Origin of the sequence: Rhodococcus sp. 06-1460-1B (assembly GCF_002258475.1) — a bacterium.
Classification (GTDB): Bacteria; Actinomycetota; Actinomycetes; order Mycobacteriales; family Mycobacteriaceae; genus Rhodococcoides; species Rhodococcoides fascians.
Map to the genome: position 1 here is coordinate 71,452 of NZ_NOYS01000030.1, position 26,781 is coordinate 98,232.

The 26,781-nt window shown below is 65.3% G+C and carries 22 protein-coding genes; 9 read left to right on the top strand and 13 right to left on the bottom strand.

From position 1 onward, the window contains the following. Nucleotides 1-2: 2 nt before the first annotated feature. The 6 genes from CH268_RS16460 to CH268_RS16485 all read right to left on the bottom strand — a co-directional run bounded on the left by CH268_RS16460 (nt 3) and on the right by CH268_RS16485 (nt 7,415). Nucleotides 3-917: a 3-methyladenine DNA glycosylase gene (locus CH268_RS16460; RefSeq protein ID WP_094665118.1), complete on the bottom strand. Its 915-nt coding sequence runs from the start codon at nt 915-917 to the stop codon at nt 3-5. After that, nucleotides 918-2,039 (bottom strand): hemolysin family protein, encoded by a 1,122-nt coding sequence (locus CH268_RS16465; protein WP_048320332.1) that lies wholly within the window; start codon nt 2,037-2,039, stop codon nt 918-920. Beyond that, a complete protein-coding gene (locus CH268_RS16470; RefSeq protein ID WP_027497158.1) occupies nt 2,032-3,411 on the bottom strand; it encodes a hemolysin family protein in 1,380 nt (459 codons plus the stop codon). The genes CH268_RS16465 and CH268_RS16470 overlap by 8 nt, the downstream gene beginning before the upstream one ends. 331 nt (nt 3,412-3,742) lie before the next feature. Then, a complete protein-coding gene (locus CH268_RS16475; protein ID WP_094665120.1) occupies nt 3,743-5,179 on the bottom strand; it encodes a GuaB1 family IMP dehydrogenase-related protein in 1,437 nt (478 codons plus the stop codon). An 11-nt stretch (nt 5,180-5,190) separates the two neighbouring features. Next, nucleotides 5,191-6,090 carry a DMT family transporter gene (locus tag CH268_RS16480; RefSeq protein ID WP_094665122.1) on the bottom strand — a complete coding sequence of 300 codons (900 nt, stop codon included), beginning with the start codon at nt 6,088-6,090 and terminating at the stop codon, nt 5,191-5,193. Continuing rightward, nucleotides 6,087-7,415 (bottom strand): DEAD/DEAH box helicase, encoded by a 1,329-nt coding sequence (locus tag CH268_RS16485; protein WP_094665124.1) that lies wholly within the window; start codon nt 7,413-7,415, stop codon nt 6,087-6,089. The genes CH268_RS16480 and CH268_RS16485 overlap by 4 nt, the downstream gene beginning before the upstream one ends. Nucleotides 7,416-7,502: 87 nt before the next feature. Between CH268_RS16485 and CH268_RS16490 the strand changes: the two genes are divergently transcribed. Next, nucleotides 7,503-8,030, top strand: a complete 528-nt coding sequence (locus CH268_RS16490) for a DUF4262 domain-containing protein (protein ID WP_255182418.1) — start codon at nt 7,503-7,505, stop codon at nt 8,028-8,030. A 71-nt stretch (nt 8,031-8,101) separates the two neighbouring features. On the opposite strand, the gene gndA is transcribed toward CH268_RS16490, so the two are convergent. The 4 genes from gndA to CH268_RS16510 all read right to left on the bottom strand — a co-directional run bounded on the left by gndA (nt 8,102) and on the right by CH268_RS16510 (nt 13,158). After that, complete coding sequence (gndA, locus tag CH268_RS16495; RefSeq protein ID WP_094665126.1) at nt 8,102-9,553, bottom strand: NADP-dependent phosphogluconate dehydrogenase; 1,452 nt, start codon at nt 9,551-9,553, stop codon at nt 8,102-8,104. A gap of 164 nt (nt 9,554-9,717) precedes the next feature. Further along, on the bottom strand, nt 9,718-11,481 hold the full coding sequence (locus CH268_RS16500; RefSeq protein ID WP_032370571.1) for a DEAD/DEAH box helicase: 1,764 nt from the start codon (nt 11,479-11,481) through the stop codon (nt 9,718-9,720). Between the two features lie 280 nt (nt 11,482-11,761). Next, the gene (locus CH268_RS16505) at nt 11,762-12,718 is read right to left on the bottom strand and encodes a M56 family metallopeptidase (RefSeq protein WP_032383817.1); all 957 of its coding nucleotides are present in this window, start codon (nt 12,716-12,718) and stop codon (nt 11,762-11,764) included. 23 nt (nt 12,719-12,741) lie between these two features. Continuing rightward, nucleotides 12,742-13,158 (bottom strand): BlaI/MecI/CopY family transcriptional regulator, encoded by a 417-nt coding sequence (locus CH268_RS16510; RefSeq protein WP_032366177.1) that lies wholly within the window; start codon nt 13,156-13,158, stop codon nt 12,742-12,744. A 194-nt stretch (nt 13,159-13,352) separates the two neighbouring features. Between CH268_RS16510 and CH268_RS16515 the strand changes: the two genes are divergently transcribed. After that, complete coding sequence (locus CH268_RS16515) at nt 13,353-14,654, top strand: alpha/beta hydrolase (protein WP_094665128.1); 1,302 nt, start codon at nt 13,353-13,355, stop codon at nt 14,652-14,654. Nucleotides 14,655-14,755: 101 nt separating this feature from the next. Beyond that, nucleotides 14,756-17,278: a bifunctional lysylphosphatidylglycerol flippase/synthetase MprF gene (locus tag CH268_RS16520; RefSeq protein ID WP_094665346.1), complete on the top strand. Its 2,523-nt coding sequence runs from the start codon at nt 14,756-14,758 to the stop codon at nt 17,276-17,278. 9 nt (nt 17,279-17,287) lie between these two features. Here CH268_RS16520 and CH268_RS16525 read toward each other — a convergent pair whose 3' ends face one another. The 3 genes from CH268_RS16525 to CH268_RS16535 are packed head-to-tail and all read right to left on the bottom strand — an operon-like array spanning nt 17,288 to nt 20,729. Continuing rightward, on the bottom strand, nt 17,288-18,157 hold the full coding sequence (locus CH268_RS16525; protein WP_027497146.1) for an ABC transporter ATP-binding protein: 870 nt from the start codon (nt 18,155-18,157) through the stop codon (nt 17,288-17,290). Beyond that, nucleotides 18,154-19,206: a FecCD family ABC transporter permease gene (locus tag CH268_RS16530; protein WP_174557250.1), complete on the bottom strand. Its 1,053-nt coding sequence runs from the start codon at nt 19,204-19,206 to the stop codon at nt 18,154-18,156. Before CH268_RS16530 ends, CH268_RS16525 begins: the two co-directional genes overlap by 4 nt. A 47-nt stretch (nt 19,207-19,253) precedes the next feature. After that, entirely contained in the window at nt 19,254-20,729 is a 1,476-nt protein-coding gene (locus CH268_RS16535; RefSeq protein WP_094665130.1) for an iron chelate uptake ABC transporter family permease subunit, read from the bottom strand. Between the two features lie 183 nt (nt 20,730-20,912). On the opposite strand from CH268_RS16535, the gene CH268_RS16540 reads away from it, so the two are divergent. The 6 genes from CH268_RS16540 to CH268_RS16565 all read left to right on the top strand — a co-directional run bounded on the left by CH268_RS16540 (nt 20,913) and on the right by CH268_RS16565 (nt 26,728). Then, nucleotides 20,913-21,674: a hypothetical protein gene (locus CH268_RS16540; protein WP_094665132.1), complete on the top strand. Its 762-nt coding sequence runs from the start codon at nt 20,913-20,915 to the stop codon at nt 21,672-21,674. Nucleotides 21,675-21,896: 222 nt separating this feature from the next. Beyond that, on the top strand, nt 21,897-22,358 hold the full coding sequence (locus CH268_RS16545) for a PaaI family thioesterase (protein ID WP_027497142.1): 462 nt from the start codon (nt 21,897-21,899) through the stop codon (nt 22,356-22,358). A gap of 5 nt (nt 22,359-22,363) precedes the next feature. Next, nucleotides 22,364-23,635: a DUF6986 family protein gene (locus CH268_RS16550; RefSeq protein ID WP_094665348.1), complete on the top strand. Its 1,272-nt coding sequence runs from the start codon at nt 22,364-22,366 to the stop codon at nt 23,633-23,635. Between the two features lie 50 nt (nt 23,636-23,685). After that, on the top strand, nt 23,686-24,318 hold the full coding sequence (locus CH268_RS16555; protein WP_048320343.1) for an urease subunit gamma: 633 nt from the start codon (nt 23,686-23,688) through the stop codon (nt 24,316-24,318). Next, nucleotides 24,318-26,039: an urease subunit alpha gene (locus tag CH268_RS16560; protein ID WP_094665134.1), complete on the top strand. Its 1,722-nt coding sequence runs from the start codon at nt 24,318-24,320 to the stop codon at nt 26,037-26,039. Before CH268_RS16555 ends, CH268_RS16560 begins: the two co-directional genes overlap by 1 nt. Then, nucleotides 26,039-26,728 (top strand): urease accessory protein UreF, encoded by a 690-nt coding sequence (locus tag CH268_RS16565; protein ID WP_052060889.1) that lies wholly within the window; start codon nt 26,039-26,041, stop codon nt 26,726-26,728. Before CH268_RS16560 ends, CH268_RS16565 begins: the two co-directional genes overlap by 1 nt. The last annotated feature ends 53 nt before the right edge of the window (nt 26,729-26,781 follow it).

A 26,781-nucleotide genomic window follows, 5' to 3' on the forward strand; every position in this document is an offset into this window, starting at 1 on the left:
TGTTACTCGGCGGTAGGTCCGACGCCGAACCCGCCGCCGGTGAGCAGATTTCGACACCGATCCATCAGTGCCGAGCGTAGGGGAGCGGCCTTTTCCGACAGCTCTCCCTGAGCGCGAACGTACTCTGCCCGTCCAGCCGCAGTTTCGATTCGGATGGGATCGAGATGGTACTCGCTCAGGTCGTACGGACTTGCGCGCATATCGATCGTTCGCGCCTCCAACGCCAACTCGAAACAGTCGGTCACGAACTCCGAGTCGATCAACGGACCCAATTTGTAGCACCACTTGTACAGATCCATCGACGCGTGGATGCAACCGGGCTGCTCGGACCCCAGGCGCGACTCGGGGGACAACGCGAGGGCGTTACGCGGTACCGCGTCCTCGGTGAAGAAGCGGTAGGCGTCGTAATGAGTGCACCGCAACGTCATCGAGTCGACCACGGCGTCGGTTCCCTCGTGACCGAGTCGCAATGGGACCTGGCTGTGCCGGACTGCCGAGTCGCCGCCGCGGTAGACCATCGCCCATTCGTGCAGACCGAAGCAGCCGAGCAGGGGCGGTCGCTCCCGCGTCGCCGACAGCAGACCCAGAACGAACTCGATGCTGGGCCGGCGTCGCTCGAGCAGATCCGACCGCACCCGGAATCCTGGACCGTCCGCAGTCTCGACCTGCTCGTACGAGGCGAACTCGGCGAAGTCACGCGCCCGATCGCCCGTCAGAACCGTGCCGTGGCCGGGATTCCATCGGCGCAACTGACCCGGGCGATGGCTGTAGTAGGTGAACAAGAAATCCACCACCGGATGCACATTGCCGTGTCCGCGATCGACCAGATAGCTGCCGACGAGACTCTCCACCCGAGCCGAGTGCGCGTCTCGCCGGGCAGTCCACTCCGCCTCGGTCAGCGTTGCCGATTCGCCCATTCAGACGTTCCGCGGGTTACCGGTAGGTGCGGACTGACCCGGTCGGGGACCGGCGACACGGTGAGTCCCGTCTCGAACCGTGCCCACGAACTCCTCCACCAGATCCTCCAGCGCGACGATGCCGACCGTGGCACCGGTCGCATCGTGCACGGCACCGAGGTGGCTGCTGGCGCGCCGCAGCTTCGTCAGCGCGTCGTCGAGCACGGTGTCTATGGACACCACGGGCAGGGCCCTGACGTCGCTGCGGGGAATGACGGTCTCCGGGCCGGCGGAATCGTCGGCCATGTCGTCGAGCACGTCCTTCAGGTGCAGATAGCCCACCAGGGAACCGCTCGCATCACGCACCGGGTACCGAGAGAACCCGGTTTCGATGACTGCGCGTTCCACCGAACCGAGGGTCGGACCGAGAGTGTGATCCGGCCCGGACAGCTCGATACTCCGAACCTGATGCGAGGGAATCAGAACCTCGGCCACGGTTCGGCCCGAGGTCTCGAGAGCCTGGCGCAATCTGCGGTGTTCCTCGGCGTCGATCAGTCCCTCCGAGCGCGATTCGCCGATCATCTGCGACAGCTCCACCGCCGAGACGGACGAACTCAGTTCGTCCTTGGGCTCGATACGAAGCATGCGCAGCGTCAGGTTGGCGCACAGGTTGTAGAACGAGATCAGGGGCAACGCCACCTTGATGAACATCAGGTGGATGGGCACGAGCACCATGGCGGTGCTCTCCGGGCCGGCGATGGCGATGTTCTTCGGGACCATCTCGCCGACGAGGATGTGCAGGACGACGACGAGTGTCAGCGCGATGGCGAAGGCGATCGGGTGCAGGAACGAGCCGGGGATGCCGACCAGCTCCAGGGGCACCTCGATCAAGTGCGCGACCGCGGGCTCCGCGACGCGGCCGAGCAGAATCGAGCAGATCGTGATGCCGAGTTGTGCCGCGGCGAGCATCTGCGACAGATTCTGACCGGCCTCGATGACGCTCTGCGCGCGCTTCTTGCCCTGCGCCAGCAATGCCTCGAGACGATCACGGCGAGCTGAGATCAGTGCGAACTCGGCACCGACGAAGAAGGCGTTTCCGGCCAGCAGCAGAACTGCCAGACCTACCCCGAGGAAGTCACCCATCGACCTCACCGTCCGATCGCAGACGCGCCACTGCTTCGGCGTCGACCGGCAGGATCAGCACACGATCGATACGGCGGCCGTCCATGCGGATCACGCGCGCCATCCACCCGCCGTCGCCGTCGGGGACGTCCTCCGTCGCCGGGGACGGTAGAAGCACCGCGTCTCCCTCTGATGGAATCCGGCCGAGTTGCATCAGTACCAGGCCCCCGATGGTTTCGTATTCGCCTTCCGGGGCCGAATAGCCCGTCGCCGACGCAACCTCGTCGATGCGAAGCAGCCCCGCGCAGTCCCAGCCGTCGCCCGAACGAGCGACGTCCAGTTCCGGCTCGTCGTGTTCGTCGCGCACGTCGCCGACGATCTCCTCGATCAGATCTTCCATGGTCACCATGCCTGCGGTGCCGCCGTACTCGTCCACCACGAGGGCCACCTGCATTCCGTCGGCTCGCACGCGTTCCATCACAGCGTCGCCGTCCAGGCTCGACGGAACGACCGGAACGTCGCGCGCCAGGGACTCGACAGTGGTGGACCGGCGGTCCGCTCCGGCCACCGTGAACGCATGCTTGATATGTACGACGCCGACGGTGTCGTCCAGGTCGCCGTCGACCACCGGGAACCGAGAGAAGCCCGTTCGCGCAGCGGTTTCGATCAGGTCGGCGACGGTCGCGTCGGTGGCGAGAGTCTCGATCTTGACCCGCGGAGTCATCAGTTCCTCGGCGGTGCGGTCGCCGAACTGCAACGACCGGTCGACCAGACGTGCGGTGTTCTCGTCGATCGAGCCCTGCTGGGCCGACGTTCGGACCAGTGAACCGAGCTCCTGCGGTGATCTCGCCGAACGGAGTTCCTCGGCCGGTTCGATGCCGAGCCGCCGCACGAGCCAGTTGGCCGAGCCGTTGAGTCCGTTGATCGCCCATTTGAAGATCAGGGAGAACCCGGCCATCGCTCCGGCTGTGACCCGCGCGGTCGACATCGGTTTCGCAATGGCGATGTTCTTGGGGACCAGTTCACCGAAGATCATCGAGAACGACGTGGCCAAGATCAGAGCCACCGCGAGGGAGATGCCCGACGCGAGAGAGTCCGAGGCACCCAGCGCGGTGGTCACCGGCCTGATGAATCCTGCCAGGACCGGCTCCGCGAGATAACCCGTGATGAGGGTGGTGATCGTGATGCCCAGCTGCGCGCCCGACAACTGAAAAGACAGCGTCTTGTGAGCATGCAGAACTTGGCGCGAGCGTAGGTCGCCGTTCTCGGCCTGAGACTCGACCGCACTGCGTTCGAGAGCAGTGAGGGAGAACTCGGCCGCGACGAAGAGGGCAGTACCTGCCGTCAGCGCCACGAAGCCGATCAGGCTGACGATGGTGACGAGAGTGGCCACAGGTCAACGCCGCCGAAGTTGAGAGAGCAGTACCGCTCCGCTCGTCTGCGGGGACCTGTCGAAATCGGTGTCGCCGGGTTTCTCTCCCGGCTCGATAGAGGATCCCTCCGATGTGGAACCGTCGTCGTGCTGCTCCGCAGTTGCCGAACCGGCAACCGAAATAGTGGGTGCCTCGGGCACCTGATTCCCTTCTGTCTGGTTCGCGTTGCGGCACACCGGTGGTGGCCGACGCGTCGCCGCACCGCGCCGAGTCGACGTTCTCGTCTCGGCGCGGGCAACGACAGCGAACGTCGTCGAACTCGTAGTGGGTGAGTCTAACCGTCTCGGTGCGTTACCACCCGGACGGCAGGGGGCGCCCTTCGGCAAATCCTGCGGCCGACTGGACCCCGAGGACGGCTCGTTCGGCCAATTCGGGCAGGGAACGTGCCCCGGCATAAGTGCATGTGCTGCGCACACCTGCGCAGATGTGATCGATGAGGTCTTCGACGCCGGGACGATCCGGATCCAGTCGCATCCGGGAACTGGAGATCCCTTCCTCGAACAACGCCTTGCGGGCGCGGTCGAAGGCCCCGTCGGTGGCAGTGCGCGCCGCGACGGCACGCTTGGACGCCATGCCGAAGCTTTCCTTGTATCGGTTGCCCGCCGCGTCGACGCGAAGGTCTCCGGGAGATTCGTAGGTGCCCGCGAACCAGGATCCGATCATGACGTTGGCGGCACCGGCCGCGAGCGCGAGCGCGACGTCGCGAGGATGGCGAACACCGCCGTCGGCCCAGACCGACGCACCGAGTTCGGCTGCGGCAGCCGAACAGTCGGCCACGGCGGAGAACTGCGGCCGACCCACGCCGGTCATCATGCGAGTGGTGCACATGGCCCCGGGGCCGACACCGACCTTGACGATGTCCGCACCCGCCGCCACCAGGTCACGGGTGCCCTGAGCGGAGACGACGTTGCCAGCGGCGAGCGGTACGCCGAGATCGAGCGAACGCACTTCGGCCAACGCTTCGAGCATCTTCTGTTGGTGCCCGTGGGCGGTATCCATCACCAGGACGTCCGCACCGGCCTCGACCAGTGCCGTCGCCTTCTTCGCCACGTCGCCGTTGATGCCGACCGCGGCAGCGATCCGCAGCCGTCCCGACGCGTCGACGGCAGGGGCGTAGATGCCGGTGCGGACGGCACCGGTGTTCGTCACCACACCGGCCAACGAACCGTCGTTCTCGACGACGATCGCGAGCTGGGCGTGGGCGGCCTCCATCAGCTCGAAGACCTCTTTGGGTGAGTCGTTGCGGGCCACCCGCACGAAGTCGGTCGCGGCCACCGAGCTGAGCCGAGCGAAGCGATCGACGTCCGCGCAGGCGCTCTCGGTGACGACACCGACGGGCTTGCCGTGCTCGACGATCACGACGGATCCATGAGCGCGCTTGTGCACCAGGGCGAGCGCATCGGAGACCGAGGCGTTGGGGCCGAGAACGACCGGTGTGTCGGCAACGAGATCTCTGCTCTTGACGAATGCGACCGTTTCGGCCACGGCCTCGGTGGGCAGGTCCTGCGGAATGACGGCAATGGCACCGCGTCGTGCGACGGTCTCGGCCATCCGCCGACCAGATACTGCGGTCATGTTCGACACCACGATCGGAATGGTCGTTCCCGACCCGTCGACCGTGCTGAGGTCCACGTCGAAACGAGAAGTGACATCGGTCCGGTTCGGGACGAGGAAGACGTCGTCGTAGGTGAGATCGTAGGGCGGCTGGTGACCATCGAGGAACTGCACGTTGATCGAGACTACCGGTCGGATGGACTTCCTGGGTTCGACGCCCCGTCCCGAGCGGTCGGTTCGGACGCGTTCGCAGCCTGCGTACGCGACAGCAGGACCGTCGTGACGATCATGACGGCCACGGCCACGACGATGACCGTCAGGGCTGCGCCCTCGGTTCTGATTCGCTCGTTCAGGACAGTGACTCCGACGAACGCCGCGCCGAGTGGTTCACAGATCGTCACGGCCGGCATCGACGCCGACAGCGGACCCACCTGGAATGCACGCTGCTGCAGGTAGAAGCCGACGACGCCGGATCCGATCAGCGTGTAGGTCTGCCAGGCCGTCAGCGCCTCGACCGGGTTACCGTCGACGAGGTCGGTGACGTTCTTGGTCAGCGCAGCCGCCAGGCCGAACAGCAATCCTCCCGCTGCACCGAGCAGTAGTGCCCGAACTCCCGGCGAGGTGAGCAGCAATCCGCCCGCGGCGGCGCAGCCGACCACGACGGCCACCACGATCAGTGGAACGAGCCATTGCACGAAAGGGGCGTCGGTATTGCCCTCGCTCGGGTCGCCCACCACGATGAAGACGGCGAGTGCCGCGGCCATCGCCACGGCGAGCGCCCAGGTGGTGGCGGGCAGTGTTCTCCCGACCAGCTTTGCCGACATCGGGAGAGCGAACAGCAGTGCTGTCACCAGCAGAGGTTGGACGATCAGTACCGAGCCGACCCACAGCGCGGCGATCTGAACCGCATAGCCACCGCCGTCTCCGAGGACGCCCACCCACCACCGCGGGCTACGCACCAGTGCCGAAACGAGGGATTCACCTTCGGGGACGGACGCGGCCGCGCTCTGTTGCGCGACCGACGCGCAGGCGAACAGGAACGCCGAAATCAGCGCGAGTACGACCGCCGGCCAGGACGCGGTCACCCGCGTCGTCCTCTGCTACCGCCACCCCGCCGGCTCCCGGTGCCATCGCTCCGCCCACGCCTGCCCGGCGTACCCGTCCGGCCCGGACCACGCGCAGTTCGGGTGTCGGTCGCAGCACCGCTCGTCGTCGGTACCGGGGCAGGTAGCGGTCGACCGATCGGGGTGCGTGCGCCCGTCGGTCGACGCCACGCGGACTGGTCCAGATCGGTATCGATGACCGTGGCGGCAACGCCGGCCTCGTCGGCCATCGATCGGACGCGATCCAACTGGTCGTCCGTTGCCAGCGTCACGACGGTTCCGCGGGCACCCGCACGTGCAGTACGTCCGGCGCGGTGCAGGTAATCCTTGAAATCGACCGGGGGATCGACGTGAACGACGAGCGTCACGTCGTCGACGTGAACACCGCGGGCTGCCACGTCGGTTGCGATGAGAGCCACGGACGTGCCCTCGCCGAAGGCCGCGAGCGATCGGGTGCGGTGCGCCTGAGTCTTGTTGCCGTGCAACGACGATACCGGCACACCCAGCGCGAGGCACTCGTCGGTGAGTCTATCGACGGCATGGGTGGTCCGTAGGAACAGAAGTGTCTTCCCGTCGCGGTTGGCAAGTGCAGCAGCGACTTCGGTCTTCCTGGCCGCTTCGATTCGGAAGACGAAATGGGTCATGTCGGGTTCGCTGACGGCTGCCGCAGTGGAGTGCACAGCGGGGTCTTTCAGAAACTTCTCGACCAGCCCGTCGACCTCCCCGTCCAGCGTCGCGGAGAACAGCATCCTCTGACCGTGTGCCGGGGTGGCGGCCAGCAGTGAATCGACCTGAGGCAGGAAACCCATGTCCACCATGCGGTCTGCTTCGTCGATGACAGTGACCTCGATATGCTCGAGTGTGATCGAGCGTCGCTGGAGGAGATCGATGAGCCGGCCGGGAGTCGCGACCACGATGTCGACTCCGCGCTGAATATCTCGGACGTTGCGTTCGAGCGGAACACCTCCGACGACGCCGACGGTTCGAAGTCCGAAGGTGGCACCGTGGATGTCGAGTACTTCACGAATCTGCAGTGCCAGTTCCCGCGTGGGGGCGAGAATCAACCCGCGCGGTGCCGCAGGTGCGCTTCGCTTGCCGGCAAGGTGGACGAGAATCGGCAGTGAGAACGCCAGGGTCTTACCCGAGCCCGTGGGTGCGCGCCCGAGGACGTCCCGTCCGGCAAGGGCATCGGGGATCGCCGCGACCTGAATGGGAAACGGGTCGCGAGCACCTGCATTCCTGAGGGAGTGCACCAGAACGACGGGGAGACCGAGGTCTGCGAACGATCGAGTGGATTGACCCGGCATGGAGCTGACCTTACCGCCGGATCGACGACGCGTTCGACCGTTCTTGTCGGTACCGCACGCAATACTTGCCCTAGAACGTGAGTTCGAATGGCGTTCGAGACGCAATCTCCGCAGGGGCGGTTGCACGGCGAAGGTGGGGGAGTCATGTGCAAGATGTGCCGAGGGTTCGGTGTCGACAATTACTTCGATGACGTGAGGGCAACGATCGAGACATTCGGGTGGGCGCTGCAGTACGTGGAATCGGAGGTCGATCGAGACGGCATTCATCCCGCGTTCTGCTACACGGTCGGTCTCACCGACCTGGGCAGCCCCGAAATCGTCGTGACGGGACGCGGGCCACGTGAATCCTCGATGATCCTGAACGCGCTGGGGACTTCGGTGGCGTCGGGGATGTTGGAGATCGAATCCGGAATCGGTTGTGCAGCAGCAGGATTCGATCTTCTGGCCATCGACGTACCGGATTGTGCGGACATCCTGTACGTCGCCTCCGACGTGTACGGCACGGGACGCTTCAGCGCCGTACAAGCCGTCTGGAGGGACCTCGAAGGTGCACTGCCGTGGGAGGGAATTCCGTCGACGGTGGTGCAACCGATACTCGGGCCGGTGCCCTTCTGAGCGAGCGAAGACCGATCACACCGGTGGCACCGCACGAAAGTACGCGCGGTGCCACCGGCGAGGGACCGATGTCAGGCTTCGATCTCGGAGCGATCTCCACTCCACAGAGTGTGGAACTTGCCCTCGGAATCGGTGCGCTCGTAGGTGTGCGCACCGAAGAAGTCGCGCTGTCCCTGTGTCAAGGCCGCAGGCAGACGCTCGGCACGCAGCGCGTCGTAGTACGAGAGCGAGGATGCGAACGCAGGCACCGGGATGCCGAGCGACGCAGCCGTGATGACGACGCGCCGCCAACTGTCGATCGCGTTCTCGATGGCGTCACGGAAGTACGGTGCCAGGATGAGGCTCGGTAGTTCGGCGTTGTCGTCGTACGCGTCCTTGATGCGGTTCAAGAAACGCGCGCGGATGATGCAGCCGCCACGCCAGATCGTGGCGAGGTCTCCGGGGTGCAGATCCCAGTCGTATTCGGCGCTGCCGGCGGCGATCTGATCGAATCCCTGTGCGTACGCCACAATTTTGGACGCGTACAGCGCACGGCTGATGTCGTGGGTGAACTGTTCCGCGTCGGTGGGCTTGTCGGCCAGGGCACCCGAGGCCAACCCCACGGCCGCCTTGCGCTGTGCCCGTGACCCCGACAGCGCCCGGGCGAAGACTGCTTCGGCGATGCCGGTGACGGGCACACCCAGATCGAGTGCCGCCTTGACGGTCCAGCGGCCGGTGCCCTTCTGCTCGGCGGCGTCGACGATCACGTCCACCAACGGCTGGCCTGTCTTGGCGTCGACCTGGCGGAGCACCTCCGCAGTGATCTCGACGAGATAGCTCTCCAGATCGCCCTTGTTCCACTCGGTGAAGACGTCTGCAACCTGCGCAGGCGAGTACCCGAGCGCGTCGCGAAAGAGGTTGTACGCCTCGCCGATGAGCTGCATATCGGCGTATTCGATGCCGTTGTGCACCATCTTGACGAAGTGGCCGGAGCCGTCGGGGCCGATGTGCGTGCAGCACGGCGTGCCGTCCACCTGCGCAGCGATGGACTCGAGCAACGGTCCCAATGCCTTGTAGGACTCGGCCGGACCACCCGGCATGATCGACGGGCCGTTGAGCGCGCCCTCTTCGCCGCCGGAAATACCGGCGCCGACGAAGAGCAGACCGCGGTCCTTCATGGCCGCCTCGCGGCGGATCGTGTCGGTGTAGAGCGCGTTGCCGCCGTCGATGATGATGTCGCCTTCCTCCATCACACCGGCGAGTTCCTCGATCACCGCATCGGTCGGGTCGCCTGCCTTCACCATGATGAGCACGCGCCGCGGCTTCGCCAACGCGGCCACGAACTCCTCGATGGTCTCGGTACGGATGAAGTTGCCCTCGGTACCGTGCTCGGCGATCAACGCGTCGGTTTTAGCGATACTGCGGTTGTGCAACGCGACAGTGTGCCCGTGGTGGGCGAAGTTACGCGCGATGTTGGAGCCCATGACGGCGAGTCCGGTGACTCCGATCTGAGCCAGTTCTGTCTCTTTTGCTGCTGAGGTCATACAGACAGCTTTCCTTGCCGCGCGATTTCGCGCGAGCCAACCCCCTGGGTCGGGTGCGACGCCGGCCGATACGAAGAAAAAGGTGCCGCATTCGCGAAGAATGCGGCACCTCGGGGTTCGAGCGACGAAGCCCGTCCAATCAGGACTTCGCCTCGAACAATGGATCAGTGGCTGCGTGCAGGCCCGTCGAAACCGTCGTACGAACGACGCTCGGTGCGGCTACGGAACCCACCCGATCGGTTCTCGTCCTGGCGCGGGGCGGATGCGGGACGACGGTTGTCCGAGCCACGGTTGTCCGAGCCGCGACCTTCGTAACCGCGACCCTCTGAGCCGCGGTACGAGCTCGAGTCGGAGCGACGCGGGCGGTCACCCTGGTAGCCGCCTTCGCTGCGCGGGTTGGATCCCTGGTAGCCGCCGGTGCGAGGGCTCGATCCCTGGTATCCCGTGCGGGGACGGTCACCCTGGTAGCCGCCTTCGCTGCGCGGGTTGGATCCCTGGTAGCCGCCGGTGCGAGGGCTCGATCCCTGGTATCCGGTGCGGGGACGGTCACCCTGGTAGCCGCCTTCGCTGCGCGGGTTGGAACCCTGGTAGCCACCGCTGCGGGGGTTGGACCCCTGGTAGCCACCGGTGCGCGGGCGGCTGTTGCGATCACGCGGGGTGGATTCGGCACGCAACGGCTCACCGGTCGGCTTCTTGGCGCCGGTGATGCTGTTGAGTTCGGCCGAACCGGGGGAGACGTTGACCGCGGTGGCCTTGACGCCGGCCATCCCGGTCAAACGCAGAACCTGACGACGCTGATTGGGGAGCACGATCGCGACGACGGTGCCCTTTTCTCCGGCGCGTGCCGTGCGGCCGGCGCGGTGCAGGTAGTCCTTGTGGTCGGCGGGCGGATCTACGTGTACGACCAGGTCGATTCCGTCGACGTGAATTCCGCGGGCCGCGACGTCGGTGGCCACGAGCACAGGGGTGCGACCGTTCTTGAATCGCTCGAGCACTCGGGTGCGCTGGTTCTGTGCCTTGCCGCCGTGCAGCGACTCTGCAGCGATGCCGAGGGCGCGCAGGCGATCGGTGATGCCGTCGCAGCCCAGCTTGGTGCGCGCGAACATGATGGTGCGGCCGCCTTCACGGGCACCGATCTCCGAGAGCACCAGATCCTTCTGGCCGCGGTCGACCATGAGGACGTAGTGGTCCATGGTTCGGACGCTGGCCTTGCCGTCCTGGGTGGAGTGCTCGACGTGGTCGGGCAGGAACTGGCGAACCAATGACTGGACCTCGCGGTCGAGGGTGGCCGAGAACAGCATCCGCTGGCCGTCTGCGGGTGTATCGGCGAGTACGGCGCGCACCTCGGGCAGGAAGCCCATGTCGGCCATCTGATCGGCCTCGTCGAGCGCGGTGATCTCGATGGAGTCGAGGATGCAGGTGCCCTGACGCAGGTGATCTGCCAGTCGTCCCGGAGTGGCGACCAGTACGTCGACTCCGCGGCGAAGCTGCTCGACCTGCTTGTTGAACGGGGTGCCGCCGACGGCAGGCATGACCCGGAGGCCCTGTGCGTTGGCGTAGGGAGCGAGCGACTCGACTACCTGGAACGCGAGTTCGCGGGTGGGAACCAGTACGAGCGAACGCGGGCGCTTGGCGGCCGGTCGATCGGTGTGCAGCGACAGGCGCTGCAGGATCGGCAGGCCGAAGGCGAGGGTCTTGCCCGAACCTGTCTGCGCGCGACCGAGGACGTTCTTGCCGGCGATGGCGTCGGGAAGCGCCTTTTCCTGGATGGGGGACGGCACGGTGATCGAGTTACGAGCGAGAGCCGCGACGACTGCCTCGGGCAGACCGAGCTCGGCGAATGTGAACGCCGGTGCCGCTGCGGGCGTCGGTACGGCCGTCGAGTCGGACTCGGGGGAAACGGTGGTATTGGAAACAGCGTTGGTCACGCAGTAAAGCCTCTCCGGATTGCGGGCACGCCAATAAGCCCGAAGCTGAGAGACCCGACGAGAAGGGAAACACGAAAAACAGCCAGAACACATTGATACGAGCCAGGGCACTGTCACCTGGCCATCGGTACGCAGGTCGAACCTGCATAAAGTGGGGCTGTTTGTGCCATTTCGATTGCTTGGTCGCGATGGCGACCGAGTTCTACTGTACGGGACGTACCGCCATTTGTTCACCCGGATGGGTGTGACCTGCGTGACCCCTCGGTGTGGTGGCCTTCGATCAGCCGAGGAGCTTGCTCAGCTCTTCGAGCCACGGCATCGCGACGTAGATGGTCGGCAGTACGAGTATGACGACGGCGGCCAGATATGCCACAGCGGCGATCCGGACATCGCTGCCCGGCCCGCTCAACCGCTGGACGCGAATGAGTGTGTGCGGTCCGCCGGCTGCCATGGCACCCCGCGGTGCGGTGGATCCGGCGCACGTCACGAGTGCGCGCGCGAGAGGGGTGGGTCCGGTGACCTTGACCGCCGTGTCATCGGCCAGCAGTTCGACCAACAACTGAACGCTGCTCAGGGCGGACTTGCTACGAACGATTCTGGGGAACGCCTCGTTGACCGCGGTGAATGCTTCCAGCACGAGGTCGTGCCGGGATCGTAGGTGTGATCGCTCGTGGCTAAGGATCGCGGTCACCTCCGCTTCGGAGAGGCTGGCAAGCGTTCCGCGGCTCAGCACCACCCGCTGCCGTAGTCCGGGCAGGCAATACGCAATCGGTTCCGCCGCGTCCAGAACCCGGATGTCTGCATCACGCAGGCCCCTGAACGGATTGTCGCTCTTGTCGGTCCGGTCGAGCAGATCGACCAACATGCGATGACGGGAGCGGCGACGGCGGGTACGCACCGCCACCTGAGCCACCGAGAACATCAGTTTCGCTCCGATGCCCAGAGTGATCGCGAGCACCACCACGTACAAGGTCCACAGAGGCAGGCCCAAGGCGTCGATCTCGTCGGTCGGAGCCGTGGTCGGACGGCCGTCGGGGCCCGGCACGAGCAGCAATCCGCCGATTGCGAGGCCGGAACTGAAGGCCGACAACACGGCCGCGAGGGCGATGGCCTGCCACAGCACCAGAGCAGCGCGAGGCGACCGGTACGGCCAGCTCGCGCGGGCGAGCATCGCCGGCACAGGTCCAGCCAGGATCAGCGCGAGTATCGCGAATACCAGCGCAGTGGTGGAGTTCATGTCCTCACTTACTACGAGGAGCCTCAGTCCGTCGGACGGCCTTCTGCAGCAGAAGGTGACTCTGTCGTCGATTGTGCCACTTCCAGCGCCGCGAGTGCTTCACGGAGGGCGGCGGCCTCATCTGCTCCGACCTGCCCGACGAAGTGCACGAGGGCAGCTGCACGACCGCCGGAGGCGGGGGCCTGGGACAACGCGTCGACCATCAGGCTCGCGACCAACTCGTCGCGACCATGGACCGGGGCGTAGCGGTGAGCTCGGTCGTCGCGCTGCTGGACGACCAAACTTTTCTTCGCCAGACGCTGCAGGACCGTCATCACGGTCGTGTACGCGAGTTCACGATGAGTCGCAAGGGCCTCGTGGACCTGACGAACGGTCTGCGGCTCCGTCGATTCCCACAGATGGTCCATTACTGCGCGTTCCAATTCACCAAGGCCAGCCATTCCTCCGAGTCTACGGCCAGTCCGACGCGGATGCGTACTACTCGTAGTAGTAACTACCGTCCGAGTGCTGTGGTCTCGGTCATAGCCGCGGTCGAGTGGCGTCGGCGGGTCGTGACCGTGAGCGGGTCCGTGGGCATACTCTGTCGAGAGTTGGTGCCGCTGGGCCGAGTCGGAAAGATGAGTGGAGACCTCGCGTGAAGTGGTTCGATTCACTGTCGTTGCTCGATGGGCCACTGCCGGTGATCGTGTCCGTGCTCGGTGCCGCCGGCGGACTGTGGTTGCTGGTCTCGAGGTCGCGTCGGTACGCCAGGCGTGCGCTGCCGATCGCTGCCACCGCGGCGATCGTCGTCACGGCCATCGGTTACGTAGTGGTCGAAAAAGTATGGCGTCCGTTCCCCGATCCGATCGACATGTCGATCTACGTGTGGATCGGGGTGGGTGTGGCTGCCCTGTTCGCACTCGTACCACGGTCGATCGCTGCCCGCGGCGTGGTCGGCACAGTGTTGTCGGTGCTGGCGGCGGTACTCGTGGTGGCAACGTCTGCTCTGCACGTCAACCTCGAATTCGATGCGTATCCGACCGTGGGAAATGCGCTCGGTGTCGAGTCGGCCGAGCGCATAGCGTTCTCGGACGTGCCGCCTCCGGTCTCCGACACCGTCACCGGCACACCCCTGGAATCTGCCTGGTCCGCACCTGCCGACCTGCCTTCCGCCGGCCGCGTCACCTCCGCCACCATTCCTGCCACCGCGTCGAACTTCACGGCGCGAGACGCCCAGATCTACCTACCGCCGGCCTATTTCGCCGATCCCCGTCCGCTCCTTCCTGTCCTCGTACTGCTCGCCGGCCAGCCCGGCGCACCCGAAGACTGGTTCAACGGGGGCAAGCTCGCCGAGACCATGGACAACTTCGCGCGTGATCATGCCGGTTTGGCACCGGTGGTGGTCGTGGCCGACGGCACCGGCTCGTCGATCGCCAATCCGCTCTGCGTGGATTCGACACTCGGCAATGCGGCCACCTACCTCGCACGTGACGTTCCCGATTGGATCGACAACTCCCTACAGGTGGATCGAAACCGTGCTCATTGGGCGATCGGCGGATTGTCCTACGGCGGAACGTGCTCGATACAGATGGCCACCAATCATCCCGAGGTCTATCCCACGTTTCTCGACCTGTCGGGTCAGCGCGAGCCGACCCTCGGCGATCGAGATCGAACCGTGCAGCAGGCGTTCGGCGGCAACGCCGCAGCGTTCACCGCGATCAACCCTCTCGACCTGCTGAAATCGCGTCGATACCCGGACTCTGCCGGTATTTTCGTCGTGGGGTCCGAGGACAAGGATTACCAACCGGGCCAGCAGGAGATGTACGACGCGGCGAAGGCCGCTGGAATGGATGTGCAGTACGTGGAGGTACCAGGGGGACACAGCTTCGCGGTGTGGTCCGAAGGCTTACGTCGAGAACTGCCGTGGCTGGCTACGAGAACAGGACTGACGGCGTGAACGCCGACGAGTCGGGGAGTTCGACGGAAGCGATCGATGCTGCGGCACCGACGTGGATGTCCGAGAAGGTGGCCGTCGTGAGATCCGCCGCCTCGGCGACGATGCGGCAGTCGCGGCGATTGTGGTCGCTGATCCTGTTCGGTGCCGTGGGTGCCCCGGTCAGCTTCACCCTGCTCGCCGTGGTTTGGCTTTCGGGGATGTATGCCGTCGTGTCGGACGGCCGTGGTCAGGTCGACAGGTACTTCGCGGTCGGCATCGTCCCGTTCGAGCACTGGCATCTCTGGACGCCGCTGACATCTGGTCTGGCAGCGCCGAATATCGCGGGCTGCGTGGTGGCGGCCGTTGCGGTGCTCCTCGCTGCTGCCCCGATCGAACGTCGTATCGGTTCCCGTCGGTTCGCGGTAGCCGCATTCGTGACGCAGGTTGCGGGGTCGTTGTTCGGGCTGGGCCTGGCCGTGCTGGCAAAGACCGTCGACGAGGATTGGGGTTTCCGCCTGCACGTAGGTACGGCCGTGGGCCCGACGACATGGGTCTGCGGCGTTGTGCTGGTTGCCACGTCGCGGATGGACACGCTGTGGCGCAGGCGGATTCGCGTCGGACTTCTGACCCTTCTGGTGACCCTGGCCTTGTTCGGCGGTCATCTTCAGGACGTCGTTCGGTTGGCGGCAGCGGTGATCGGTCTGATCGTGGGCCCGTGGATCGTCGGCCGCTCGGCGCGCGGTCCGAGATTGGCGGGAACGCAGCGTGAAGGACGTGTGCTGGTCGCGCTGATCGTCGCCGCCAGTGCCCTCGGTCCGGTGCTGGCGGCCTTGAGCCCCAATGCCGTGGGGCCGTTCGCGGTGCTTCGCGACGTGGTTCGCGGTGTGCCGTACACAGCTGCCGAGGTTCGTGAGATCTGCGCCGATGCCACGACCGATCCGGTGGAATGCCGCCGCGGGCTGCTCGACCTCAGGCTCGGAGGAGTCGGGCCGACGATCCTGAGCATCATGCCGTCGCTGTTCCTCTTGGTGGTCAGTGACGGTTTGCGCCGCGGTCGACGGTTCGCGTGGGCGATGGCAGTGATCTCGCAGGTGGTTCTGCTCGCGCTGTCGGTGGCGAACTACGCCATCCGATTCCTCGAAGCCGGTGACGACGAATCGTTGTTCTACGGGCTGGAATCTCCCACTGCCTACCGCACTGCCGTGCCCTTCCTTCTGCCCCTGATCGTCCTGCTGGTCCTGATCGTCACTCGGAAGTTCTTCGACGTGTCGGCACCGGCTGGCACGTACCGACGCTGGGCCGCGTCCGTCGTGGCCGCCGTAGTAGGACTCGGCCTGATCTACTCGATCGGTGGCTATCTCGGTCGCGGCGGTTTCGCCGACTCGCCGTCCTTCGGCGGATTGCTGATCGATTTCCCGCAGAGGCTGGTTCCGCCGGTCTATCTGCAGTGGCTCGAGCCCGCCCTTCTACCCCAGAGCACCCCGACCACCTTGCTGTTCGAGTGGACCGGCGTCGTGTTCTGGGTCGTGGTGTGTGCGCTCACGATCAGCACCTTCCTCACACCGGTGTACGGCCCGGAGACCGATGCCACCGAACGGGCTCGCAGCGTGCTGATGTCGAGCAGCGGCTCGGCGCTGTCGTGGATGACGACCTGGCGAGGGAACAAGTACTGGTTCAGCGCCGACGGCCGCAGCTACGTGGCGTATCGCGTCATTTCCGGCGTGGCTTTGACCACCGGAGATCCCGTCGGGCCGCGAGAATCGTTGCGAGACAACGTCGTCGAGTTTGCCGAATTCGCGTCGAAGAACGGGTGGATTCCGTGTTTCTACTCCGTCACCCCGGCCGTCCGGCGTATCACCGATTCTCTGGGATGGGGCGGTATCCAGGTCGGTGAGGAGACCGTGCTCGATCTGGACGGGATCGCGTTCACCGGCAAGCGGTTCCAGGATGTTCGTACTGCGCTCAATCGAGCGAAGAAGGCAGGCGTCGTCGCGGAGTGGATTCGGTTTCCCACCGCTCCACTGGCCATCACCGATCAGATCACCGCGATCTCCGAGGAGTGGGTAGCAGACAAGGGGATGCCGGAGATGGGCTTCACCCTCGGCGGTCTCGAGGAGGTCGACGACGAGAACGTGCGATGCCTGATTGCCGTCGACGAACATCGAACCGTGCACGGGGTCACGTCGTGGATGCCCGTCTACGAGGACGGCGTCATCGTCGGGTGGACGCTCGATTTCATGCGGAGACGGTCGGAAGGTTTTCGGCCGACAATGGAGTTTCTCATCGCCTCTGCCGCCTTGCTCCTCGAGCAGGAGGGGGCCAGGTTCCTGAGCCTGTCCGGTGCACCTCTGGCCAAAGTCGACGAGAAGCAGCCCGAGCACGTGTCCAGCGCCGAGCAGTCGACGCTGTCCGGCTTGCTCGAACGGTTGCTCGATGTACTCGGGCGCACCCTCGAACCTGTCTACGGGTTCCGGTCTCTGCTGGCATTCAAATCCAAATTCCAGCCGCGCTACGAGCCGATGCACATGACGTTCGCCGATCCGGCCGCCCTGCCCAGTATCGGCAACGCAATCGGCCGGGCCTACCTGCCCGACGTGTCCATCGGTCAGGGCTTCAAGCTCGTCCGAACGATGATCGAGCGGTGACGCTCTGCGCTAGACGGCCCGCGAGTCCGGTGTCCCGGAACGCCTGTCCGACTTCACCGGACCACCGACCGACCCGTACACGTGGCGAGTTCCGATCGGAACGATGAGCGGGCGATCCGACATGGGATCGTCGATCACGGCTGCCTCGAGTCCGAACACGTCGAGCAGTAGTTCCTCCGAGATGACGTCCTGAGGGCGACCGGACGTGACGATGGTTCCTTGCTTCATGACGATCAACTGGTCGCTGTATCGCAGTGCGAGGTTGAGATCGTGCAACACCATGACGATGGTGCGGCCGAGCTCCTCGTGCAGGCGATCGACGAGGTCGAGTACCTCGATCGAGTGGGCGAGGTCGAGGTAGGTGGTCGGCTCGTCCAACAGCAGGATGTCGGTGCCTTGCGCCAGTGCCATCGAAATCCAGGCGCGTTGCCGTTGACCACCGGACAGCTCGTCGACGGGACGGTCGGCGAGGTCGCCGACGCCGGTGAGTTCGAGTGCGTTGGCCACTTCTGCCTCGTCGTCCGAGCTCCACTGCCTTATCCACGACTGATGGGGGTGACGACCGCGCGAGACCAGGTCGGCGACGGTCAGTCCTTCCGGAGCAGTAGGTGCCTGCGGCAGCATGCCCAGGGTTCGGGCAACCTCTTTGGTCTTCATCGAGGAGATCGCCCGGCCGTCGAGCATCACGCTTCCGGCTTTGGGCTTGAGCAGGCGTCCGAGCGACCGCAACAGGGTCGACTTGCCGCAGCCGTTCGGGCCGATGACGGTGGTGATCACTCCGGTGTGAATCGCGAGGTCGAGGTGCTCGATGATGGTCCGGTCGCCGTAACCGAGGCTGAGATCGTCTGCGACCAAACGCGAGGCGTGGCTGATTGTCATACGGAAGCCTTTCGATTACTGCGCACGAGAAGGTACAGAAGGAATGGTCCACCGAGTGCCGAGGTGACGATGCCGACCGGCAGTTCCACCGGCAGGATCGTCCGCGCGATGAGATCACTCGCCACTACCAGCAGTCCGCCCAGTAATGCCGAGGCGATGATCGGCGGTCCCGGGGTTCGAAGGAGCCGTACCGCGATCTGCGGGGCTGCCAGTGCGACGAACGCGATCGGTCCGGCCGCAGCCGTCGCAACGGCAGCGAGTGCGACGGCGGCGAGCAACATCACGGCTTGGCTGTGCTGCAACCGCACTCCGAGCGATCGTGCATTGTCGTCACCCAGACGCAGTGCTCCCAGCGTGAACGTCGACACGATGGTTGCGCCCCCGACGATGACGACGGCGACAGCGACCGGCCACACCGTCGACCAGTTGGCTCCGTTGAGAGAACCGTTGAGCCAGACCTGCGCGCGCGATACGTCGTTGATGTCGGCGCTGATCAGCAACCACCCGATGACGGCCGTGAGCATGGCGTTGACGGCGATTCCCACCAGAATGAAGCGAAAGCCGTCGACGCCTTTCCGCCAAGCGAGTGAGTAGATCGCTATTGCGGTGAGTACTCCGCCGATCAGCGCTGCCAGTGGCAGACCGAGGGTGGCGAGCAGACCGCTGAAGGTACCGCCGCCGCCCAGGACGATCAGCGCGACGGCTGCAGCACTGGCACCGGCGGTGATGCCGAGAATATCGGGACTGGCGAGTGCGTTTCGAGAGATGGATTGTGTGATCGCACCGGAGATTCCCAGGGCTGCTCCGACGAGCAAGCCCGTCAACGATCGGGGCAGGCGCAGGTCCATGACGATGAACCGTTCGATCCGCGTTCCGCCGCCGAGCAGGACGTCGAGCACCTGGGGGATCGACAGCGGAAAGTCGCCGCGGCCGATGTTGACACACATGACCAGAATCAAGGCGGCAGCCACGAGGACGGTGGTGACGACCATCAGTGGACGGCGGACGAGGGACACCCGCCCCAGGCGAACGGCGGGCCGTGCGGGCACGGTGCCGGGACCGGCCGTGGAGGGTTCGGGGGACCGGATCTCGGCGGTCACAGGCTCGCCAACTTTCTACGGCGTACCAGTGCGATGAAGAACGGCGCGCCGAAGAGTGCGAGGACGATGCCCACCTGCAACTCGCCCGGGCGCACCACAACGCGTCCGATGACGTCGGCGATCATCAGCATCACGCCGCCCATGAGGCCCGCGTAGGGCACGAGCCAGCGGTAGTCGGGTCCGGTCACCGCTCGGGCGATGTGCGGAACGACGAGGCCGACGAAGGCAATGGGCCCGCACGCGGCCGTTGCCGCTCCGGTCAGCAGAGTGATGGCCAGGATTCCGACGGTTCGGGTGACCGCGATGTTGGTTCCGAGGGATCGCGCTACGTCCTCGCCCAGGCTCATGACGTTCAGGCCCGGGGTGCTGGCGAGTGCGATCAGCACACCGAGAATCAGGAAGGGGAGAACCTGCCACAGCACGTCGAGCCCCCGACCGGCGACCGATCCCACCACCCAGAAGCGGTAGCCGTCGAGGCTCGTCTGGTCGAGCAACACGACGGCATTCGTCATCGCGGAGAGGAAGAACGCGACACCCGCGCCCGCCAGGGCGAGGTTGATCGGACTCGATCTGCCCGACCCGATGGACGACAGACCGAACACCACGACGCTCGCCACTGCCGAACCTGCGAACGCGAACCACAGGTACTGGCTCGGAGAGGTGAACCGGAACAGGTAGATGGCCATGACGACGAAGAACGCCGCCCCGGAATTGAGGCCGAGCAAGCTGGCATCGGCCAGCGGGTTGCGCGTATGTCCCTGGATGAGGGCACCTGCGATACCGAGCGCGATGCCGACCACCAACGCCAGCACCGTTCGGGGGACACGCAAGGTCCGCACGATGATGTCGGTGTCCGTGCCGTTCGAATCGATCAATGCATGGGCGATCTCGGCGAACGTCAGTGGTCGGGCACCGATGGCGATGCTCGCAAAGATGCCGGCGGCCAGAGCGACGACCAATACTGCCAGTCCGAGCAGTCTGCGTCGGCGAATGGCGGCAACCGAACCATCCTTGGGAATGGGCTCGAAATCATCCGCTGCAGCGGTCTTCTCGCGCACGACCTCCGAACTGGACCGGCCGAGACCGAACTGGCGACGGAGAGCTCGACGGACACCGACCGGGCCGGTGGTGTCGGTGTCGCGGAGCGTCAGACTCATCCACCGTCTACCTGTGCTCTGCCCCTCGTTGCCATCGCGGTAGCCGCGGTTCCAGACGAACAAGGCGACGGCCACCGAGAGAGAAATGGCTCCGAACACGACACGGTCGGCCTGGCCACCGCCGTTGTCGTCGCGAAGGGCGTCGACGATCGACCACCCGATGAACAACGGCACGAGCACGATCAGCGCGTCGATCCCTGCCGCAGCGGTGCGTGTACTCCACGGTGCGGGCCCGGTGGGCACGTCCTCGGTCCCGTATCGCTCGTCGGGCGAGCGACGCGAGCCGTGAGGGCCGAGTAGCGGAGCTGTGGTCACTGGGGTCGTGACTCCTCGCTGGATCGAAGGGACACGGTTTAGGTTACGGAACCCTTGCTCGCCATGCGACACGAGGTAAGGGTAGCGGTGCCTGACTCGGCAGCCGTATCTGGTTAGGCTAACCTACATCCATTGGTCGACGGTGGGGCGAGTTCACCGATCACGAACAGAAGGAGCGTTCAGGTGTCAGTTGCAACTGCGGCATTCACGGGCTGGGCCGATGTGCACCGATTCTCGGACCGATCCGGTGGGCGAGCCTTACTGGCCGAATCGTGCTCCACTCTGCGCGCGCTCAATCCCGACTACCCGAGGATGTACGCGGTGGCCGCCATGGCCGACGAGGGCAAGCGGCGTTGGTGGCAGCTGTCGGTCGGTCTCGACGACGGTCGCGTCGAGCAGATGTACCGCCGTTCGCTCGAGGATCTCGAAGTGCCGCACGCTGCGGCGGTGCAGGTGGCGACTGCGCTGATTCATGCGGTGGTCGGACGGGTTGCAGCACTGCTCGTGCTCGAAGCGCGTGCCTGGGATCCGGGCATCGAGAACTTGTGGATCCATATGGACAGCGACGGGGGAATCGATTGGGCGGGAGTTGCGTCGCCCATCTTGCGAGTGCTGCCGGAGGATCCGGCAGCCGGCGAGCCCGGAACCGTGACGTTGCCCTGTGAACAGGCTCTTCTCGTCTGGACCGCGCATCGGTGCCTGACGTCTCTCGGGTCTGTCTATCGCGCGATCAGTGAGCGGGCTCCGCTGGATGCTCGCGTCTTCTGGGCGCTGGTGGGTGACGCGATCCTCGGTGCGTCGACGTACGTCCCGATCTTGGCCGGGACCGGCCCCTCCGCCGGAACGCGGCGAGGCCAGTTACTGCTCGACGCAATGGTCGCTGCCGGCGCGCCCGTGCGATCGCGAGTCGGAGTCCCGGGCCGGCAGCGCCTACGCGCCTCCTGAAGGCCTTGCGTCCGAACTGAGGTATGCCTATGCTAATTTCATACCAACGGACCGCGCCGGAGACCTGAGGGCTGCAGTGTCTCCCGGTCCTTGCCACGGTGGGCCTCTCGTTCGACTCGAACGAGAGGCCCACCGATTTTCTCGGGCGGAGTGTCGTGTATTTCTGGTCATGGGTCGACTGCAGTCGGCGAACATTCTCAGTACGCGACCGGAAGCGGAGCAATGACCGATTCGAACGGCACCACCGAAGCGAGCCCCTTCGAGACCCTCACCCCGGAACAGTTGACCGAACTCTGCGGACGCGGATTCGACGGCGTGGTCGGACTGACCTACCGAGAAGTGACCGGCGACGTCGTTCGCGCAGAGTGGGATGTCACCCCGCAACTGCACCAGCCGGCCGGGATCATGCACGGTGGTGTTCTGTGCGCCGTGGTGGAATCGGTTGCCAGCATCGGTGGATCGGCCTGGTTCGGTTCGCGCGGTCATGTCGTCGGGGTGAACAACAGCACGGACTTCCTGCGAGCAACGCGCTCGGGCTCTCTTGCCGCGCACGGACATCCGATCCATCGAGGCCGCACCCAGCAACTCTGGCAGGTCGACATCTCCGACGAGGGCGGTCGCCTGGTGGCACAGGGCAAAGTGCGGCTGGCGAATATCGAAAACACAGCACGTCTGGGACAGTGAAGCCCATGACCGGACACGACGATGTCGTTCCCCCTTCCGCCGGCGGAGCGCTGACCGACGACGCGTTCGCCCGCATCGAAGCACTCTTCGAGCCCATCGATGCCGATCTGGCGCAGCACTATCCGGGAGACCGAATAGGCGGGCAGCCCTCCCACACTGTCTACGTCCCGGCCTCCGAGGCGTCCGAGAACATCCCGGCCGCATGGGGAACCGCAGCCCTCGGCCTGCTCGATGCGCATCCCGAGGCCTTCGCCGGCCTCGGCACCACCGATGCTCTACCGGTGGTACGGGACCGGCTGAACGCAGCACCGATCCAGGACCTCAGGTTCGATTTCGAGGACGGCTACGGGTGGCGCTCCGACGCCGTCGAGGATCGTCACGCCGCGGCAGCAGGTGCAGCGTTGGCTGCGCTGGCACGCGACACGGCGGGCCCGTCGTGGCTGGGCATCCGTGCGAAAGGCCTTGCCGCTCATGAGCGTCGGCGTGGCATTCGAACCCTGGAACTCGTCCTGGACGGGGCCGGGGGAGTGCCCGACGGGTTCGTGTTCACAGTGCCCAAACTCCGCGCGGTCGAGCAGGTTTCGGCCGTGGTCGCGTTGTGCGATGAACTCGAGCGGGCTCACGGTCTTCCCGATCGGGCACTCCGTTTCGAGTTGCAGATCGAAAGCCCGCAGGCCGTGATCGGTGCCGACGGTACGACGACGTTGGCGCGTGCGATAGCCCGCGCGGATGGTCGCTGCACGTCGCTCCACTACGGCACCTACGACTACAGCGCGGCGTGTGGAATCACATCGGCGCAGCAATCTCTGGCTCATCCGGTGGCAGACCATGCCAAGAACATCATGTTGGTTGCGGCAGCGCAGACAGGCGTGTGGGTGTGCGACGGGTCCACCCAGGTGGTTCCGACCGGTAGCTCCGAACAAGTGGCAGCGTCGGCGCGGCGCCACTTCGATCTGGTGACCAGATCCCTCGAGCGGGGCTTCTACCAGGGGTGGGACATGCACCCCGGTCATCTGGTGACGCGGTGGTTGGCCACGTTCGAGTTCTTTCGTCACGCGATGCCCGTCGCCGCAGCTCGGCTGGGCAACTACCTCGATCGTCGCGGCGGAGATGTGATGGACGAGCCGGCGACGGCGCAGGCTCTCGCGGGCGTCTTGGTACGCGGCCTGGACGCGGGCGCGTTCGGGGTCACCGAACTGCAGGACGTGGCCCCTTCTGTTGACCGAAATGTCCTGCGGGGTCTGCTCGATCGGTCGGTCACCGTGCCCTTGGGCTGACTGCGTGTCAGAATTGCCGAGCATCATCACCGATCGGACGGAGAACCTACATGCGGTTGTCTCCGCACGAGCAGGATCGACTGCTCGTCAGCTACGCCGCCGAACTCGCGCGGCGGCGCCGTGCTCGCGGCCTGAAACTCAATCACCCCGAGGCGATCGCGGTCATCACCGATCACCTCCTCGAGGGTGCTCGTGACGGAAAGTCCGTGGCCGAGCTGATGGCGTCGGGCCGGGAAGTGCTCACGGCCGACGACGTACTGAGTGGTGTGCCCGAACTGCTTCCCGAGGTGATGGTGGAAGCGACGTTTCCCGACGGAACGAAACTGATCACGGTGCACGAGCCGATCTCGCCCGAGCGCGGAGACGGCCATCTGGTTCCGGGTGAGATCTTCACCGTCGCAGGAGATATCGAGATCAACGATGGCGCCGAATCGATCACGTTGACGGTGGTGAACGGCGGCGATCGACCGGTGCAGGTGGGAAGTCACGTGCATCTTCCTCAAGCGAACGCCGCCCTGCAGTTCGATCGCGATCGCGCCTACGGGTGTCGGCTCGACATTCCGGCCGGCACTGCCGTGCGCTTCGAGCCGGGCATCGAGCAGACGGTGCAACTCGTGCCCCTCGGTGGGACCCGCGAGGTATACGGCTTGAGCATGACACCTCCAGGAAAGTTGGACAGCTGATGGCGCGTATGAGTCGCAGTCGATACGCCCAGTTGTTCGGCCCTACGACGGGTGATCGGATTCGGTTGGCCGACACCGACCTTCTGATCGAGATCACCGAGGACCGAAGTGGCGGTCCGGGCAAGGCCGGCGAGGAAGCGGTGTTCGGCGGCGGCAAAGTGATCCGTGAGTCGATGGGCCAGTCTCGTGCCACCCGGGCAGACGGTGCCCCGGATACCGTCATCACCGGCGTCGTCGTCGTCGATTACTGGGGAATCATCAAGACAGACCTCGGTATTCGCGACGGTCGGATCGTTGCGCTCGGAAAGGCCGGCAATCCCGACACCATGACCGGCGTTCATCCGGATCTCGTGATCGGGCCATCGACCGAGATCATCGCGGGCAACGGAAAGATCGTCACGGCCGGCGGCATCGATTGCCATGTGCACCTCATCTGCCCGCAGATCAAGGAAGAAGCCCTCGGCGGCGGCATCACCACGGTGATCGCGGGTGGTACCGGGCCCGCCGAAGGGAGCAAGGCAACCACCGTCACCCCGGGTGCGTGGCATCTGTCCAGGATGCTCGAATCGCTCGACGACTGGCCGATGAACATCGTGCTGCTCGGCAAAGGCAACACGGTCAATCCCGATTCGATGTGGGAGCAGTTGCGCGGCGGCGCTTCGGGATTCAAGTTGCACGAGGATTGGGGGTCGACTCCCGCCGCGATCGACGCGTGCCTGCGAGTGTGCGACGAGGCTGGAGTTCAAGCGGCTCTTCACTCCGACACCCTCAACGAGGCCGGATTCGTCGAGACCACCCTCGCTGCGATCAACGGCCGTGGAATACACGCTTATCACACCGAAGGTGCAGGCGGCGGACACGCTCCCGACATCATCACCGTTGCCGCGCAAGCACACGTACTGCCCAGCTCGACCAATCCGACGCGTCCGCACACCGTGAACACGTTGGACGAGCATCTCGACATGTTGATGGTGTGCCATCACCTCAGTCCGAGCATTCCGGAGGATCTGGCGTTCGCCGAGAGCCGCATTCGGCCGTCGACCATCGCGGCCGAGGACTTGCTGCACGACATGGGAGCGATCTCGATGATCGGCAGCGACGCCCAGGCCATGGGACGTATCGGTGAGGTGGTGCTGCGAACCTGGCAGACGGCTCATGTCATGAAGGCGCGTCGCGGATACCTGCCCGGGGACAACGGTGCCGACAACAATCGGGTCAGGCGATACGTCGCGAAGTACACGATCTGTCCGGCCGTGGCCCACGGTCTCGATGCGGAGATCGGGTCGATCGAAACGGGCAAGCTCGCCGATCTGGTGTTGTGGGATCCTGCCTTCTTCGGTGTGCGTCCGCACATGGTCATCAAGGGCGGCATGATCGCGTGGGCCGCGATGGGCGATGCCAATGCATCCATTCCTACGCCGCAACCCGAGCTGCCGCGGCCGATGTTCGGAGCGTCACCCAAGGCAGCCGCTGCGACGTCGCTGCATTTCGTTGCGCCACAAGCGATCGAGGACGGTCTGGCCGATCGCCTTGCGTGCGATCGCCGTCTCGTTCCGGTTGCGAACGTGCGCGGGATCAGAAAAGCCGATATGCCGCTGAACGATTCGCTTCCGGAGATCGAAGTCGATCCGGACACCTTCACCGTGCGTATCGACGGCGAGGTGTGGAAGGAACAACCGGCGTCCGAATTGCCGATGGCGCAACGGTATTTCCTCTTCTGATGGCCCTAGGATCCCTCTCGTCGACTGCGTCGTCGTACGCTGCACGTCGACAGGTCACAACCCTTCTCTCGCTTGCAGATTCGCGACTTCCCACCGGTGGGCACGTCCATTCCGGGGGAGTCGAAGAAGCGATCGCGTCGGGTTTCGTGCGCGACATCGATACCCTCGAAGCATTTCTGCGTCGGCGAATTCGGACGTCGGGAGCCACGGCGGCGTCCATTGCGGGTGCGGTCGTTCTCGGCTCGTTGGATACGGATGCGGCCGACGCCGAGTGCGATGCTCGGACGCCGTCGCCGGCAGTGCGAGCTGCGTCGCGAGCTCAGGGTCGGGGGTTGCTCAGATTGGCCAAATCAGCGTGGCCGCATCACGATTGGCAGTCCATCGGCCGACGGCCGCATCTGGCCGTCGCGGCCGGGCACGTGGGACTCGCAGCAGATCTGTCCGTCGCCGACACCGCGGCCGTGCAGGTGTACATCACCATGACCGGCTCGGCGATCGCGGCGCAACGTCTGCTTGCGCTCGACCCCGCCGAGGTTGCCTCGTGCACCATTCGGTTGGGGGACTTCTGCGATGAAGTGGCCGACGCCGCGTGCGCATCGCTCCCGGTTCTGATGGAGTTGTCCGATCCGCTGCTGGACATGTTCGCGGAAGCCCACGCCGTCCGCGATCGCCCATTGTTCGTATCCTGAATTCACGACCGCCGACACGGTTCTCGACCGCAGTACCGTTTTCTCGACCGAAG

Excerpts from the sequence above, each read along its gene's own strand:
- CH268_RS16560 (WP_094665134.1), top strand. The coding sequence starts at position 24,318 with ATGGCGCGTATGAGTCGCAGTCGATACGCCCAGTTGTTCGGCCCTACG.
- CH268_RS16460 (WP_094665118.1), bottom strand. The coding sequence starts at position 917 with ATGGGCGAATCGGCAACGCTGACCGAGGCGGAGTGGACTGCCCGGCGA.
- CH268_RS16485 (WP_094665124.1), bottom strand. The coding sequence starts at position 7,415 with ATGCCGGGTCAATCCACTCGATCGTTCGCAGACCTCGGTCTCCCCGTC.
- CH268_RS16520 (WP_094665346.1), top strand. The coding sequence starts at position 14,756 with ATGCGGCAGTCGCGGCGATTGTGGTCGCTGATCCTGTTCGGTGCCGTG.
- gndA (WP_094665126.1), bottom strand. The coding sequence starts at position 9,553 with ATGACCTCAGCAGCAAAAGAGACAGAACTGGCTCAGATCGGAGTCACC.
- CH268_RS16545 (WP_027497142.1), top strand. The coding sequence starts at position 21,897 with ATGACCGATTCGAACGGCACCACCGAAGCGAGCCCCTTCGAGACCCTC.
- CH268_RS16490 (WP_255182418.1), top strand. The coding sequence starts at position 7,503 with ATGGCGTTCGAGACGCAATCTCCGCAGGGGCGGTTGCACGGCGAAGGT.
- CH268_RS16505 (WP_032383817.1), bottom strand. The coding sequence starts at position 12,718 with ATGAACTCCACCACTGCGCTGGTATTCGCGATACTCGCGCTGATCCTG.
- CH268_RS16465 (WP_048320332.1), bottom strand. The coding sequence starts at position 2,039 with ATGGGTGACTTCCTCGGGGTAGGTCTGGCAGTTCTGCTGCTGGCCGGA.
- CH268_RS16550 (WP_094665348.1), top strand. The coding sequence starts at position 22,364 with ATGACCGGACACGACGATGTCGTTCCCCCTTCCGCCGGCGGAGCGCTG.
- CH268_RS16565 (WP_052060889.1), top strand. The coding sequence starts at position 26,039 with ATGGCCCTAGGATCCCTCTCGTCGACTGCGTCGTCGTACGCTGCACGT.
- CH268_RS16510 (WP_032366177.1), bottom strand. The coding sequence starts at position 13,158 with ATGGCTGGCCTTGGTGAATTGGAACGCGCAGTAATGGACCATCTGTGG.
- CH268_RS16525 (WP_027497146.1), bottom strand. The coding sequence starts at position 18,157 with ATGACAATCAGCCACGCCTCGCGTTTGGTCGCAGACGATCTCAGCCTC.
- CH268_RS16555 (WP_048320343.1), top strand. The coding sequence starts at position 23,686 with ATGCGGTTGTCTCCGCACGAGCAGGATCGACTGCTCGTCAGCTACGCC.